Here is a 13,230-nt window from a genome sequence, read left to right as displayed (position 1 = left end):
CTGGAGTCGGCACGTGCACAGAGGAGCTAGTCAATGAGAGAGGCGTGAGGCCGCAACGCACAGGACTCGTTGCACTCAGGGGCGGCGAGGACGACCCACGACAACTCGGCGGACTGGCCGATGTCGACTCGGCGGGCGCCCAGAGCGTGGATGCGCCGCCCTTCGGCGGTCTGGTTCCTTCGGGCCGAGGTCGATGCGCAGCCGGTTCTTCGAGGTCTTCGCTTTCGAGGTCTTCTCGCCGTCGTCGCGGATGAGGCGCAACCCGGGAGAGGTGTGCGGGTCCGCCCCCTCCGATGACCCTCGTCGTCCGAGTGGTGGAGGACAGGCTGCTCGCGGACGGCCGCCCAGAGTTCGGCGGAGGTAGGCGGTTCACGAGCATCGACGACCAGGTGGGAGAAGCGCGCTGCCATGGCCAAGAGGCTAGCCGTCCCCACTGACGCGCCCCGATGCGGGAACAGAGCTGCTGGCTAATCCCGAAGCAAGCGACGGCGTGCAATGCGCGGGTCGGGACGCGGATCGAACATGATCCTGGCGACTGGCGACTGGCGACTGGCGGCTGGCGGCTGGGGCTGGGGTGGGCGCGGCCCTGGGAAGCGGGGGCCGCGTCCAGCCTGGGGTGGGGGTAGGTGTCGGACGTTTGGATTCTTGCGGGTGTGCGTTGCTGGGGTGGGGGTTGTTTCCACTGTGCGGAAGGGGGGTGATCGGCGGGTGGCGAAGTTGTGAGGGTGCACGCGAGGGGGCTCGCGACTGCCGTTGGCGCGGTGCTGTCGTCTCAGTGGCTTGGGGCGTTGCCGTGGTCGTCTTGGGTCAGGCGGCGGGGTGTAGTGCGCGGCGGAGGGCGTCCATGCTGTCGGCGAGCATCCGTTTTGTCACGGCGGCGTCCCTGACCATCGTGGAGCCGTGGAAGGTGCCGGGGTAGTGGTGCACCTCCGTCGGGACGCCCGCCTGGATGAGTCTCTGCGCGTAGGCCAGCCCCTCGTCGCGCAGGGGGTCGAACTCGCAGGCCGTCACGTAGGCGGGCGGTAGCCCGGACAGGTCCTCGGCTCGGGCGGGCGCCGCGTACGGGGAGACGCCATCGGTGCCGCGGACGCCCTTGCCCAGGTAGTAGTCCCAGCTCAGTTCGGCGTTGGGGCGGTGCCAGATCGGGGTGTCGGTGAAGGCTCGCATGGACGGGGTGTCGAGGCGGTCGTCCACCTCCGGGACGCCGAGGAACTGGAAGCGCAGTGGGGGACCGCCCCGGTCGCGGGCGAGCAGAGCGACGGCGGCGGACAGTCCGCCGCCCGCGCTCTCACCGCCCACCGCCAGGCGGTCCGGGTCGATGCCGAGGTCCGCGGCGTTCGCCGCCGTCCAGGTAAGGGCGGTGTAGCAGTCCTCAAGGCCGGCGGGGAAGGGGTGCTCGGGAGCGAGGCGGTACTCGACGGACACCACGAGGGCGCCGACTTCTGCCGCGATGGCGGTCGCGTCGTCCTCCGACAGGTCGATGCCTCCGAGGGCGAATCCGCCGGGGTGGATGTAGACGAGGCCAGGGAGGAGGCCGCCCCGGTTCGCCGGGGCGTAGACGCGGAGGGGGATGTCGGGGGCGCCCTGCGGTCCGGGAATGGTGATGTCGCGGGTCTCGACCGGCACGGGAGGCACGTACTTCGGCATCCCGGCGAACATGTTCGCCTCGTCCCGGCGGGTCTGCTCGATGTCGGCGATCGTCAGCTTCGGGACCATCTCGACCCAGGGGAGGAGTTCCGGATCGTAGGCGTACGGCACCTCGGGGCTCCTTTCGACGGTGTGCCCCTTAGTGTCGGCCGCGTCTCGCTGTTTGCCCAGCCACCCTTCACGAGGGGGCGTCAGGGCCCGGTTTCCGAGGGGGCGTCAGGAGGGTTCGCCTCCCGGAGGGGGCCGTGGGGCCCGGTTTCCGAGGGGGCGTCAGGCGCTCGGATTCAGGGGAGCGTCAGGGAGGTTCGCCTTCCGGAGGGGGCGCGAGGGGGCGGTTCTGGAGGGAGGGGAGGGCGTGCTGTCCGGGCGGAGGGGCGGGGAGGGGGTGGGAGCGTTTGGAGGGCCTACGGAGGGGCGCGACGAGGGCTCGCATCGTGGAGGAGCGTTGGCGGGGTGGGTGGGGGTCTCACTGATCTGTTATTGCCAGACTGATCATCCGTAGGCAGCCTCTGAGGTATGGGAGACGCCGACTCCACTGCTGTCCGGGCTCCCGCCGACCCTCGCGGGAGGCGGCGATGAGCTTCTCCGAGTATCTGTCCGAACGCTGGCCCACGATCGCCCGGATGACGGGCGAGCACGCCGAGGTCGTCCTGATCGCCGTCGCGATCGCGGCGGTGGTCGGGGTCGGGCTCGGCATCGCGGTCGAGGGGCGGCCGAGGGCGCGGGGGCTGGCCCTCGGCGTCACCGGCACGATGCTGACCATCCCGTCGCTCGCGCTGTTCGGGCTGCTCATCCCGGTGTTCGGGCTGGGCCTGGCGCCCACCGTCACCGCGCTGGCGCTGTACGCGGTGTTCCCGATCCTGCGCAACACGATCACCGGTCTGGACGGCGTGCCGAGCGCCGTCGAGGAGGCGGCGCGGGGGATGGGGATGAGCCCGCTGAGCCGGATGCTGAGGGTCAGGCTGCCGCTGGCCTGGCCGGTCGTGCTCACCGGCGTCCGCGTCGCCACGATCATGACGGTGGCGATCGCGGCGATCGCCGCGGCGGTGGCGGGGCCGGGGCTGGGCGAGCTGATCTTCGGGGGGCTGGCCCGCATCGGCGGCGCCAACGCGCTGAACGACACCCTCGCCGGCACGCTCGGCGTCGCGGTCCTGGCGCTCGCCCTGGACGCGCTGTTCGTCCTGCTGTCCCGGCTCACCACCCCCAGGGGGCTGCGATGACCGAACCCGCCGCGACCGAGACCGAGCGGGCCGCCCCGGCCGGACGGGAGATGATCCGGCTGGAGGGCGTCACCAAGCGGTATCCGGGGCAGGACGCCCCGGCCGTCGACGACCTCACGCTCGGCGTCCGGGACGGGGAGATCGTCGTGCTGCTGGGCCCGTCCGGCTGCGGCAAGACGACCACGCTGCGCCTGATCAACCGGCTGATCGAGCCGACCGCGGGCCGGATCCTGCTCGACGGCCAGGACGTCACCCGCGCCGACCCCGACCGGCTGCGCCGCCGCATCGGCTACGTGATCCAGCAGGTCGGGCTGTTCCCGCACATGACGATCGCCGCGAACGTCGGGCTGATCCCGCGCACGCTCGGCTGGGACGGGGGCCGCGTCCGCGCCCGCGTCGACGAGCTGCTCGACATGGTCGGCCTCGACCCGGGCACGTACCGCGGCCGGTACCCGAAGGAGCTGTCCGGCGGGCAGCAGCAGCGCGTCGGCGTCGCCCGCGCCCTCGCCGCCGACCCGCCCGCGATGCTGATGGACGAGCCGTTCGGCGCCCTCGACCCGATCACGCGGGAGCGCCTGCAGGACGCGTTCCTGGGACTCCAGGAGCGGATCCGCAAGACGATCGTGCTGGTCACCCACGATCTCGGCGAAGCGCTCAAGCTCGGCGACCGGATCGCGATCCTCGGGCAGGGGGCGCGGCTCGTCCAGTACGACACGCCCGCCGCGATCCTCGCCGAGCCGGCCGACGGGTTCGTCAGGGAGTTCGTCGGGGCGGGCGCCGCGATGCGGCGGCTGCGGCTGGTCGAGGTCGGCTCGATCGGCCTGCGGCCCGCGGCGGAGGGGGCCCCGGACGCGACCGTCCGCGCGGACCAGTCCCTGTACGAGGCGCTCGACGCGATGCTGCGCGCCGGGACGGAGACCGCGACCGTCCTGGACGGGGACGGGCGCCCCGCCGGCGCCGTCTCGTGGCCGGAGATCGTCCGGCAGGCCCCGGAGCCGCGGCGATGACCGTCACGGCGGTGCCGGAGCGGACGAGGACCGGCGGCGAGGCCGCCGGGCGCTCCCTCACCGGGCTCCTCGCCACACCCGTCGTCCTCGCCGCCGTGTCGGCGGCCCTCTACCTGTACGTGCGCGGCCTGGACCTCGACGCGATCGAGCGCCGATCCCTCGACCGCTCCGAGATCACCCACCAGTTCCTCCGGCACATCTCGCTGGTCGCGGTGTCGACGGCGCTCGTGCTGGCGATCGCGATCCCGCTCGGCGTGCTGCTGACCCGGCCGCGGCTGGACCGGCTGTCGGCGCCGTTCCTCGCGCTCGCCAACGTGGGCCAGGCCGTCCCGTCCATCGGGGTCCTCGTCCTGCTCGCCGTCACCGTCGGCATCGGCTTCCAGAAGGCGGTGATCGCGCTCATCCTGGTGTCGGCCCTGCCGGTGCTGCGCAACACGATGGTCGGCCTGCGCGGGGTCGACCGGTCGCTCATCGAGGCGGGTCGCGGCATCGGCCTGTCCAGGGCGGCGGTCCTGTTCCGCGTCGAGCTGCCGCTCGCCGTTCCGGTGATCCTCGCCAGCGTCCGGGTCGCGGTGATCCTCAACGTGGGCAGCGCCACGCTGGCCGCGTTCACCAACGCGGGCGGGCTCGGCGACCTCATCAACACCGGCATCTCCCTCAACCGGACCCCGATCCTGCTCACCGGAAGCGTCCTGACCGCCGTGCTCGCGATGGCCGCCGACTGGCTGATCGGCATCGTCGAGTTCGTCCTGCGCCCCCGCGGCCTCTGAACCCCTGAGGAGAGTCACCATGCGCATGCTCCCCGCCGCCGCGTCCCTCGCCGCCGCCGCCCTGACCGCCGGATGCTTCAGCTCCGCCGGCACCGACGCCAAGGCCGGGAGCCTGGCCGAGGGCGCGTCGCTGAAGGGCGTCACCCTGACCGTCGGGTCCAAGGAGTTCACCGAGCAGCTCGTCCTCTGCCAGATCACCGCGCTCGCGCTGCGTTCGGCGGGCGCGACCGTCAAGGAGAAGTGCGGGCTCCAGGGCAGCAACACGACCCGCGCCGCCCTGACGTCCGGCAGCGTCGACACGTACTGGGAGTACACGGGGACGGCCTGGATCAACTACCTCAAGCAGACCGAGCCGATCGGCGACCCGGCCGGGCAGTACGCGGCCGTCGCGGAGCAGGATCTCGCGAAGAACAAGGTGAGATGGCTGGCGGCGGCTCCGGCCAACAACACCTACGCCATCGCGGTGAAGACGACGACCATGCGGCGGCTCGGGATCGCGGACCTGTCGGGCTACGCGCGGCTGGCGAAGAGCGATCCGTCGAAGGCGTCCACGTGCGTGGCGAGCGAGTTCGCGGGACGCAGTGACGGGTGGCCCGGCCTCCAGAAGGCCTACGGCTTCGGCCTGCCGAAGTCGGCGGTCGCGACCCTGGCCGAGGGCGCCATCTACGACGCCGTCGGCAAGGGCAAGCCGTGCGCCTTCGGGGAGGTGGCCACGACCGACGGGCGCATCAAGGCGCTGGGCCTGACCCCCGTCCCGGACGACAAGAGGTTCTTCCCCGTCTACAACCCCGCCCTCACCGTCCGGGAGTCCGTCTACAAGGAGGCTCCCGGCATCGGGAAGATCGTGAACCCGATCGCCGCGGTGCTCACCGACTCGGTGCTCCAGGAGCTCAACGGCGAGGTGGACATCAAGGGGAAGCAGCCCGAGGAGGTGGCCGAGACCTGGCTGAAGTCCAAGGGCTTCATCGGCGGGTAGCAACCTGACGGCCGTGTCCTCTGCCTTCGCGGAAGCGTGCCATTGTGACGGGACCGCGACCGCCCTCGTGCAGGTCAGTGGATGCCGCCACTTTCGGCATGAGTCGATGGCACGATGGCGTCGTGCAGCTACGTTACAACTACCGTGTGTACCCGACGCCCGGCCAGCAGCTCCAGTTGGCGAAGGCGTTCGGGTGCGCCCGTGTGGTGTTCAACGACGGATTGCGCGTACGCCAGGGCGCCCGCGAGGCGGGGCTGCCGTACATCTCCGACGGAGAGCTGTCCAAGCAGGTGGTCACCAATGCCAAGAAGACCGGCGAGCGAGCATGGCTGGGCGAGGTATCGGCCGTCGTCCTGCAACAGGCACTGGCGGACCTGAACACCGCCTACCGCAACTTCCTGGCCTCTCTAGGCGGTCAGCGGAGGGGGCCCAAGGTGGCCGCGCCCCGGTTCCGGTCGCGCAAGGACAGGCGGCAGGCGGTCCGCTTCACCCGCAATGCCCGGTTCTCGATCACAGTGGCCGGGAGGCTACGCCTGCCGAAGATCGGTGACGTGCGGGTGCGCTGGTCACGGGAGCTGCCCGCCGAGCCGTCCTCGGTCACGATGATCAAGGATGCGTCCGGGCGCTACTTCGCCTCCTTCGTGGTCCAGGTCGCCGCCGAGCCGTTGCCGACGACGCCGGGCGATCTGGGGATCGACCTGGGGTTGACACATTTCGCGGTCCTGTCGGACGGCCGAAAGATCACAAATCCTCGATTCCTGCGCCGGGCAGAGGGACGACTGCGCAAGGCGCAGCAGACCCTCAGCCGCAAGGAAAAGGGCTCGGCGAACAGAAAGAAGGCCCTCGTCAAGGTCGCGCGGGCGCACGCCCGGGTGGCCGACGCGCGCCGGGACTTCGCCCACAAGCTTTCCACGAGCATCATCCGCGACAACCAAGCGGTGTACGTGGAGAACCTGTCGGTGAAAGGTCTGACGCGCACGAATCTGGCCAAGAGCATCCATGATGCGGGCTGGTCGGCCTTCACCCGGATGCTGGAGTACAAGGCCGCCCGATACGGTCGGACCTTGGTCAAGATCGACCGCTGGTTCCCCTCGTCGAAGCTGTGCTCGGCGTGCGGCGCCGTCGCCGATTCGATGCCGCTTGGCGTCCGGTCGTGGACCTGCGCCTGTGGCGCGGAGCACGACCGGGACGTCAACGCGGCGATCAACATCCTGGCCGCCGGACGGGCGGACAGGTCAAACGCCTGTGGAGACCTGGTAAGACGACCGCTCGCGGTCGCGCGGGTCAGCGAAACAGGAAGCCACAGAGGTGCCGCGTCAACGCGCGGCACGGACTGACCCCCGGCCGTCAGGCCGGGAAGCGCGTCAAACCACCAGGTTCAGCAGGAGGACGAGCACCAGTCCGGACACCGAGATCACGGTCTCCATGATCGACCACGTCCGGATGTTCTGCCCGACCGTCAGCCCGAAATACTCCTTGACCAGCCAGAATCCCGCGTCGTTGACGTGCGAGAAGAACAGCGACCCGGCCCCGATCGCGAGGACGAGCAGCGAGGTCTCCCCGCTGTCGAGCGTGCTGACCACCGGCGCGAGGATCCCCGCCGCGGTGACGGTGGCGACGGTCGCCGAGCCCGTGGCGAGCCGGATGAGCACCGCGACCAGCCACGCCAGGAACAGCACCGACAGGTCGCTGTCCTTGACCCAGTCGGCCACCAGGTCGCCGATCCCGGTGTCGACGAGCGTCTGCTTGAAGCCGCCTCCCGCGGCCACGATCAGCAGCGGCCCGGCGATGGGCGGCAGCGACCCGGCGAGCGAGGAGGCGATCGCGTCCCGGTCCATGCCCGAGCCGAGCCCGAAGGTGAACATGGCGACGACGACCGCGATGATCAGTGCCACGAGCGGGGTGCCGAGGTTGTCCAGGACGGTGCGCGCGTGGCCGCCCTCGTCCAGCGTGATGTCGGCGATGGCCTTGCCCAGCATCAGCACGACCGGGAGGAGCACGGTGAGCAGGGTGACGGGGAAGGAAGGACGGCGCCGCGGCTTGACCTTCATGCCGCCCTCGGCGGGGGCGGCATGCTCGTCCTCGGCCTCGCGCTCGTCCGCGCCGGTGACGTAGAGGTCCGGCGCGGGGACGTCCACCCAGCGGGCCGCGTACCGGGCGAAGACGGGGCCCGACAGCGCGATGGTCGGGAGCGCGACGAGGATGCCGAGGCCGAGCGTGAGGCCGAGGTCGGCCTTGAGGGCGTCGATCGCGACGAGCGGGCCCGGATGCGGCGGGACGAGCCCGTGCATCGCCGACAGGCCCGCCAGCGCGGGGATCCCGACCGCGATGATCGACATCTGGGCGCGGCGCGCGACCAGCACGATGACCGGCACCAGCAGGACCAGCCCGATCTCGAAGAACATCGGCAGCCCGATCAGCGCTCCGACCAGGGCCATCGCCCACGGCAGGAAGCGGCGCCCGGTGCGTCCGATGATCGTGTCGACGATCTGGTCCGCGCCACCGGAGTCCGCCAGCAGCTTGCCGAACATGGCACCGAACGCGATCAGGGCGCCGACCCCGGCGGCGGTGTCGCCGAACCCCTTGACGAACGCGTCGATGGTGTCGGCGACCGGCAGCCCCGCGACGGCCCCGACCAGCAGCGAGCCGAGCGTCAGGCTCAGGAACGGGTGCACCTTGAAGTAGGTGATCAGTACGACGATCAGCGCGATGCCGGCGAGCGCGGCCGGCACGAGCCTCCCGCTGGAGGCCGCCGGCGCCGCGGCCAGCACGATCGGGTGCATGCGTCATCCTCCTGGGAGCCGGAGCGAACGATGATGGTCGCCCGAGTGTCGCGGGTATAACCTGCCTTTAACAAGGGATACGTTCGTAAAATCGTATCTTTGTCGGCATATGTGCCAGTTCATGTGATGATTGGCCGCATGGCGGAGACCCCTCCGGCGGGGCTGCACGGCAGCGTCCTCGACCGGCTCGGCATGCTGATCACCTCCGGCGACCTGCCCGCGGGCGAGGTGCTGCGGATCGAGCAGCTGGAGGCGCGGTTCGCGGTGTCCCGGTCGGTGGTCCGGGAGGCGATCCGGGTCCTGGAGTCGATGGGCATGGTCACGAGCCGCCGCCGGGTCGGCGTCACGGTGGCCCCGCGCTCGGTCTGGAACGTCTTCGACCCGCAGATCATCGGCTGGCGGCTGGAGGGCGACGGGCGGGAGGAGCAGCTGCGCTCGCTGGGCGAGCTGCGCCGCGGGCTGGAGCCGGTGGCCGCCGCCCTGGCCGCCGGCCGCGCGACGCCGGCGCAGTGCGGCGCGCTGACCGGCGCGGTCATGGAGATGGCGGTGCACGGCAGGTCCGGCGACCTGGAGGCCTACCTCGCCGCGGACATCCGCTTCCACCGGACGCTCCTGGAGGCGTCCGGCAACGAGATGATGGGCGCGCTGAGCGGCGTGGTCGCCGCCGTCCTGACCGGCCGCACCCACCACGACCTGATGCCCGCGCACCCCGAGCCGGCCGCGATCCGCTGGCACGCCGAGGTGGCGCAGGCCGTGCAGGCCGGCGACGCCGAGGCCGCCGAACGCGCCATGCGCGACATCGTCGAGGAGGCGACCCGGGCGATGCTGGAACCCGGCTGACCGGTCAGAACAGCGTCGGCGGCTCGGCCGGGACGGGCTCGGGCAGCGGCTCGACCCCGGGCACGCGCGCCCTCACCTCGTCGTGGAAGCGGCGGGCGAGCTCGAGCGCGTCGGCGTTGTCGGGCGTGTGGACGAACACGGTCGGGGAGCGCCCCTCGGCCAGCCACTCGGCGACCCGGCCGACCCAGAACCGCCAGCCCTCGACGGTGCGCGCGGCGTCGTCCCGCCCGAGGTAGCGGACGATCGGGGCGCCGGTGAGCGCCGCCGCCCGGCGCGGCACCCGCGGCTTCTTGGTCCAGGCGTCCCGCTCGGCGTCGCTGGTCGGACGGCTCCGGAAGAACTCGGTCGTGTCGAACGGGACCCACTCGGCGCCGGCCAGGGACAGCACCCGTTCGAGGTCGCGCGCGCGTCCGGCGTCCTCGAAGAACGCCCGGTGGCGCACCTCGACGGCGTACCTGTGCTCGGCGGGCAGGCCGCGCAGGAACGCCGCCAGCGTGCCGAGGTCGCCGGGCCCGAAGGATGCGGGGAGCTGCACCCACAGCGCGTGCGCCCGCGACCGGAGCGGCTCGATCGCGTGCAGGAACGCCCGCAGCTCCTCCCCGCCCCCGGCGAGCCGCCGCTCGTGCGTGATCGGCTTCGGCAGCTTGAGCACGAACCGGAAGTCCGGCCCGGTCTGCTCCGCCCACGACTCCACGGTGGCCCGTCCGGGCGTCGCGTAGAAGGTGGTGTTGCCCTCCACCGCGTTGCACCAGCTCGCGTAGGCCCGCAACCGCTCGCCGGGAGGCAGCGACGGCGGGACGAACCGCCCCTGCCACCGCGCGTGGGCCCACATCGCGCACCCCACATGAAGCCGCATCCCCCGACGCTACCGGGGATCGAGAATCTCCGGGCCCGGCGAGGGCGGGTGCGAACGCGGAGCCGCCGAGCGGAAGGTTCGCACGTTGTTCGCCTTCCCGGTCGGCGAGCGCGGCTGGGACGTTGTTCTGGACGGCCAGCTTTTGCGCCGTGAAGGTCGCCATCGTGACCGAGTCGTTCCTGCCCCGGTTCAACGGGGTCACCGGCTCGGTCTGCCGCATCCTCGAACAGCTCGCCGCGGGCGGGCACCAGGCCCTGGTCGTCGCCCCCGGCCCCGGACCGGACACCTACGCCGGCGCCCGGGTGGAACTCGTCCCCGGGTTCGCGCTCCCCTTCTATCCCTCCTTCGTGCTCGGCCTCCCGGTCCGAAGGGTCACCGCGCTGCTGCGGGAATTCGGGCCCGACGTCGTCCACCTGGCCTCACCGCTGGTGCTCGGCGCGTCCGGGCTGGCGGCGGCCGAACGGCTGGACGTCCCGTCCGTGGCGGTGTTCCAGACCGACATCGCCGGATTCGCCCGGCGGTACGGGCTGCGCGGCACCGACCCGCTCGTGTGGTGGTGGCTGCGCCGCCTGCACGGGCGCGCCGACCGCACGCTCGCCCCGTCCACCCCCGTGCTGGCGGAGCTGGAGCGCCGCGGCGTCCCGCGCCTGTCGCTGTGGGGACGGGGCGTGGACCGGCGGCGCTTCCGTCCCGCACACCGCTCGGCCGAGCTGCGGGGGCGACTGGCCCCGGACGGTGAGGTCCTGGTCGGGTACGTCGGGCGTCTCGCCGCGGAGAAGCGGCCGCGGATGCTCGCCCGGTTGGCGGACCTGCCGGGGACACGGCTCGTGGTCGTGGGGGACGGGCCGGAGGAGCGGCGCCTGCGCCGCCTGATGCCGGACGCCGTGTTCACGGGGTTCCGCACCGGCACCGAACTGTCGCGGCTCATGGCGTCCCTGGACGTGTTCGTCCACACCGGCGCCGACGACACGTTCTGCCAGACGATCCAGGAGGCGCTCGCGTGCGGCGTCCCCGTCGTGGCGGCGGCGGCCGGAGGCCCGCTCGACCTGGTCCGTCCGGGGACCAACGGGCTGCTGTACGCGCCCGACGAAGGCGACGGGCTGCGCGCGGCCGTGGCCGCACTGGCGGCGGACCCCGCCCTGCGGCGGCGGCTGGGCAGAGGCGCCCTGGCGTCCGTCGAGGGACGCGGATGGGACACCGTGTGCGAGGAGCTGATCGGCCACTACCGCCAGGTGGCCTACGGGACGTCCGCGCGGCAGGGAGCCGTCCGGCGCGCGAAGCACGCCGCATGAGCCGGGACCGCTTCCCGTTCGTGGTGTCGGTGCACGACGTGGCCCCGAGCACCGCGGACGCCACCGCCCGCTGGATCGCCGACCTGGACGCCCGCGGCGTCCCCGCCACCCTGCTGCTGATCCCGGGGGCGTTCGCCGGAGGGCCCGCGCTTCCCGACGACCCCGAGCTGGTCGGGTTCCTGCACGGCGCGGCCGACCGCGGCCACGAGCTCGCCCTGCACGGCTACCTGCACGAAGGCGTGCCCGGCGGCCCGCGGTGGCGGCGCGGTGTGAACCAGGCGCTCGCCAGGGGCGCGGGGGAGTTCTGGACGCTGACCGAGCAGCAGGCCCACCAGCGGCTCCGGGCCGGCCTGGAGGCGCTCGCCGGCGCCGGCATAGGGGTGGCGGGCTTCACGCCACCCGGATGGCTGGCATCCGGGGGCACGCGACGCGCGCTGGCCGCACTCGGGTTCGCCTACTGGACCAGCCACCTGGCGGTCCACTGCCTGCCCGGCGGGCCGGTCCGCCGGATGCCCGCCCTCTCCCACCGGCCGGGCGGGACCGGCGAGCGCGCCGGCGCCCGCCTGATGATCGACGCGGCCCGCGCCTTCTCCCGGCTGCGGACGCCGTTCCGGATCGCCCTGCACCCCTCCGACCTGGCCCGGCCCGGCCTGCGCGGCGCCGCGCTGACCGCCGTCGACGCGGCGCTGGCCGCGGGCGGCCGGCCGATGACCTACGAGGCGGTGGTGACGGCGTGAGGATCGTCCAGCTGGCCAACCTGTACAGCCCGGTGTCCGGCGGGCTGCGCACGGCGGTGGACATGCTCGGATCCGGATACGCCGCCGCCGGTCACCAGCGGGCGCTGGTCGTCCCCGGCCGCGCGCACACGCGGACGGAGAGCGAGAAGGGCCTGCTCATCACGGTGCCGGGCGCGTCGGTCGCGCCCGGCTACCGGTTCGTCCTGGATCCGCGGCCGGTGCTGCGGGTGCTGGCGCGGCTCGCCCCCGACGTGGTCGAGGTGTCCGACAAGGCCAGCCTCACCGTGGCGGCCCGCTGGGCCCGCAGGCGCGGTGTCCGCGCCGTGCTGTTCTCGCATGAGCGCCTCGACGCGATCCTCGCGCCGCACACGCCGGGCCGGGTGCCGCTGGCGCCGCTCACCGACCGCTGGAACCGCCGGCTCGCCTCGGGGTTCGACGCGATCGTGACGACCTCGGCGTTCGCCGCGGCCGAGTTCGCCCGGGTCGGGGCGCCCCACCTGCACCGCGTGCCGCTCGGCGTCGACCTCGCCACCTTCCGCCCGGCCGCCGTCCCCGGCGGCGACGACCGCCTCCGGCTCCTGCACCTCGGACGCCTCTCGCGGGAGAAGGCCCCCGCCCTCGCCCTCATGACGCTGCGCGAACTCCGCCGCCGGGGTGTCCGCGCCCACCTGGACGTCGTCGGCAGCGGTCCGCTGTACCCGGCGCTGCGCGGGCTGGCCGCGCGCGAGGCGCTCCCCGTCCGGTTCCACGGGCACGTCGAGGGGCGCGGCGACGTGGCCGCGCTGCTGGCCGGAGCCGACGTGGTCCTCGCCACCTGCGCCGTCGAGTCGTTCGGCCTCGCCGTGCTGGAGGCGCTCGCCTGCGGTACGGCCGTCGTGGCGGCGGACGGCGGCGCGGCCCAGGAGCTTCTGGCGCCCGGAGCGGGCGTCGCCGTCCCCGCCACGCCCGGAAGGTTCGCCGACGCCGTCCGGGAGATCGTCCGGTCGCCGCGGTCCGAGCGCCGGGCCGCCGCCCGCGCCCGGGCCGAGCACTACCCCTGGACCACCGCGACCGCGCGGATGCTGGAGATCCTCGAGGGGCCCTGACCGGCCTCGCGCGCCTG

At 73.0% G+C, this 13,230-nt stretch carries 13 protein-coding genes; 9 read left to right on the top strand and 4 right to left on the bottom strand.

Features of this window, described 5'->3' with window-relative positions:
- Positions 1-26 precede the first annotated feature (26 nt).
- Together FKD65_RS46570 and FKD65_RS07860 are read right to left on the bottom strand one after the other, a co-directional pair.
- The gene (locus FKD65_RS46570) at positions 27-410 is read right to left on the bottom strand and encodes a VOC family protein (RefSeq protein WP_368367231.1); all 384 of its coding nucleotides are present in this window, start codon (positions 408-410) and stop codon (positions 27-29) included.
- A 397-nt stretch (positions 411-807) separates the two neighbouring features.
- A complete protein-coding gene (locus tag FKD65_RS07860) occupies positions 808-1,758 on the bottom strand; it encodes an alpha/beta hydrolase (protein WP_141576843.1) in 951 nt (316 codons plus the stop codon).
- A gap of 464 nt (positions 1,759-2,222) precedes the next feature.
- On the opposite strand from FKD65_RS07860, the gene FKD65_RS07855 reads away from it, so the two are divergent.
- The 5 genes from FKD65_RS07855 (at position 2,223) to FKD65_RS07835 (ending at position 6,957) form a co-directional block, all read left to right on the top strand.
- Positions 2,223-2,867 carry an ABC transporter permease gene (locus FKD65_RS07855; protein WP_141576842.1) on the top strand — a complete coding sequence of 215 codons (645 nt, stop codon included), beginning with the start codon at positions 2,223-2,225 and terminating at the stop codon, positions 2,865-2,867.
- Positions 2,864-3,874, top strand: coding sequence for an ABC transporter ATP-binding protein (locus tag FKD65_RS07850; RefSeq protein ID WP_141576841.1), 1,011 nt, complete (start codon positions 2,864-2,866; stop codon positions 3,872-3,874). The genes FKD65_RS07855 and FKD65_RS07850 overlap by 4 nt, the downstream gene beginning before the upstream one ends.
- On the top strand, positions 3,871-4,644 hold the full coding sequence (locus FKD65_RS07845; RefSeq protein ID WP_141576840.1) for an ABC transporter permease: 774 nt from the start codon (positions 3,871-3,873) through the stop codon (positions 4,642-4,644). The genes FKD65_RS07850 and FKD65_RS07845 overlap by 4 nt, the downstream gene beginning before the upstream one ends.
- 19 nt (positions 4,645-4,663) lie before the next feature.
- A complete protein-coding gene (locus FKD65_RS07840) occupies positions 4,664-5,620 on the top strand; it encodes a glycine betaine ABC transporter substrate-binding protein (RefSeq protein ID WP_205718598.1) in 957 nt (318 codons plus the stop codon).
- A gap of 122 nt (positions 5,621-5,742) precedes the next feature.
- On the top strand, positions 5,743-6,957 hold the full coding sequence (locus FKD65_RS07835) for an RNA-guided endonuclease TnpB family protein (RefSeq protein WP_141576839.1): 1,215 nt from the start codon (positions 5,743-5,745) through the stop codon (positions 6,955-6,957).
- A 27-nt stretch (positions 6,958-6,984) separates the two neighbouring features.
- Here the strand turns inward: FKD65_RS07835 and FKD65_RS07830 are convergent, their stop codons facing one another.
- The gene (locus FKD65_RS07830) at positions 6,985-8,403 is read right to left on the bottom strand and encodes a GntP family permease (protein WP_141576838.1); all 1,419 of its coding nucleotides are present in this window, start codon (positions 8,401-8,403) and stop codon (positions 6,985-6,987) included.
- Positions 8,404-8,541: 138 nt separating this feature from the next.
- Here FKD65_RS07830 and FKD65_RS07825 point away from each other — a divergent pair, with 138 nt between their 5' ends.
- On the top strand, positions 8,542-9,243 hold the full coding sequence (locus FKD65_RS07825) for a FadR/GntR family transcriptional regulator (protein WP_141576837.1): 702 nt from the start codon (positions 8,542-8,544) through the stop codon (positions 9,241-9,243).
- A 4-nt stretch (positions 9,244-9,247) separates the two neighbouring features.
- On the opposite strand, the gene FKD65_RS07820 is transcribed toward FKD65_RS07825, so the two are convergent.
- Positions 9,248-10,099, bottom strand: coding sequence for a DUF72 domain-containing protein (locus FKD65_RS07820; RefSeq protein WP_141576836.1), 852 nt, complete (start codon positions 10,097-10,099; stop codon positions 9,248-9,250).
- A 149-nt stretch (positions 10,100-10,248) separates the two neighbouring features.
- On the opposite strand from FKD65_RS07820, the gene FKD65_RS07815 reads away from it, so the two are divergent.
- Genes FKD65_RS07815 through FKD65_RS07805 form a run of 3 tightly spaced genes read left to right on the top strand, consistent with a single transcriptional unit; the run spans position 10,249 to position 13,213 of the window.
- A complete protein-coding gene (locus tag FKD65_RS07815; RefSeq protein ID WP_205718596.1) occupies positions 10,249-11,391 on the top strand; it encodes a glycosyltransferase family 1 protein in 1,143 nt (380 codons plus the stop codon).
- Positions 11,388-12,128 (top strand): DUF2334 domain-containing protein, encoded by a 741-nt coding sequence (locus tag FKD65_RS07810; RefSeq protein WP_168220978.1) that lies wholly within the window; start codon positions 11,388-11,390, stop codon positions 12,126-12,128. Before FKD65_RS07815 ends, FKD65_RS07810 begins: the two co-directional genes overlap by 4 nt.
- Positions 12,125-13,213, top strand: coding sequence for a glycosyltransferase (locus tag FKD65_RS07805; RefSeq protein WP_141576833.1), 1,089 nt, complete (start codon positions 12,125-12,127; stop codon positions 13,211-13,213). The genes FKD65_RS07810 and FKD65_RS07805 overlap by 4 nt, the downstream gene beginning before the upstream one ends.
- Positions 13,214-13,230: the final 17 nt, after the last annotated feature.

The sequence above is a fragment of the Actinomadura sp. WMMA1423 genome, assembly GCF_006547145.1.
GTDB lineage: Bacteria > Actinomycetota > Actinomycetes > Streptosporangiales > Streptosporangiaceae > Spirillospora.
This window is presented reverse-complemented; position numbering and strand designations above follow the sequence as displayed.

Coding starts and splice junctions, on each gene's coding strand:
- FKD65_RS46570 (WP_368367231.1), bottom strand. CDS start 410: ATGGCAGCGCGCTTCTCCCACCTGGTCGTCGATGCTCGTGAACCGCCT.
- FKD65_RS07855 (WP_141576842.1), top strand. CDS start 2,223: ATGAGCTTCTCCGAGTATCTGTCCGAACGCTGGCCCACGATCGCCCGG.
- FKD65_RS07850 (WP_141576841.1), top strand. CDS start 2,864: ATGACCGAACCCGCCGCGACCGAGACCGAGCGGGCCGCCCCGGCCGGA.
- FKD65_RS07845 (WP_141576840.1), top strand. CDS start 3,871: ATGACCGTCACGGCGGTGCCGGAGCGGACGAGGACCGGCGGCGAGGCC.
- FKD65_RS07840 (WP_205718598.1), top strand. CDS start 4,664: ATGCGCATGCTCCCCGCCGCCGCGTCCCTCGCCGCCGCCGCCCTGACC.
- FKD65_RS07830 (WP_141576838.1), bottom strand. CDS start 8,403: ATGCACCCGATCGTGCTGGCCGCGGCGCCGGCGGCCTCCAGCGGGAGG.
- FKD65_RS07825 (WP_141576837.1), top strand. CDS start 8,542: ATGGCGGAGACCCCTCCGGCGGGGCTGCACGGCAGCGTCCTCGACCGG.
- FKD65_RS07820 (WP_141576836.1), bottom strand. CDS start 10,099: ATGCGGCTTCATGTGGGGTGCGCGATGTGGGCCCACGCGCGGTGGCAG.
- FKD65_RS07810 (WP_168220978.1), top strand. CDS start 11,388: ATGAGCCGGGACCGCTTCCCGTTCGTGGTGTCGGTGCACGACGTGGCC.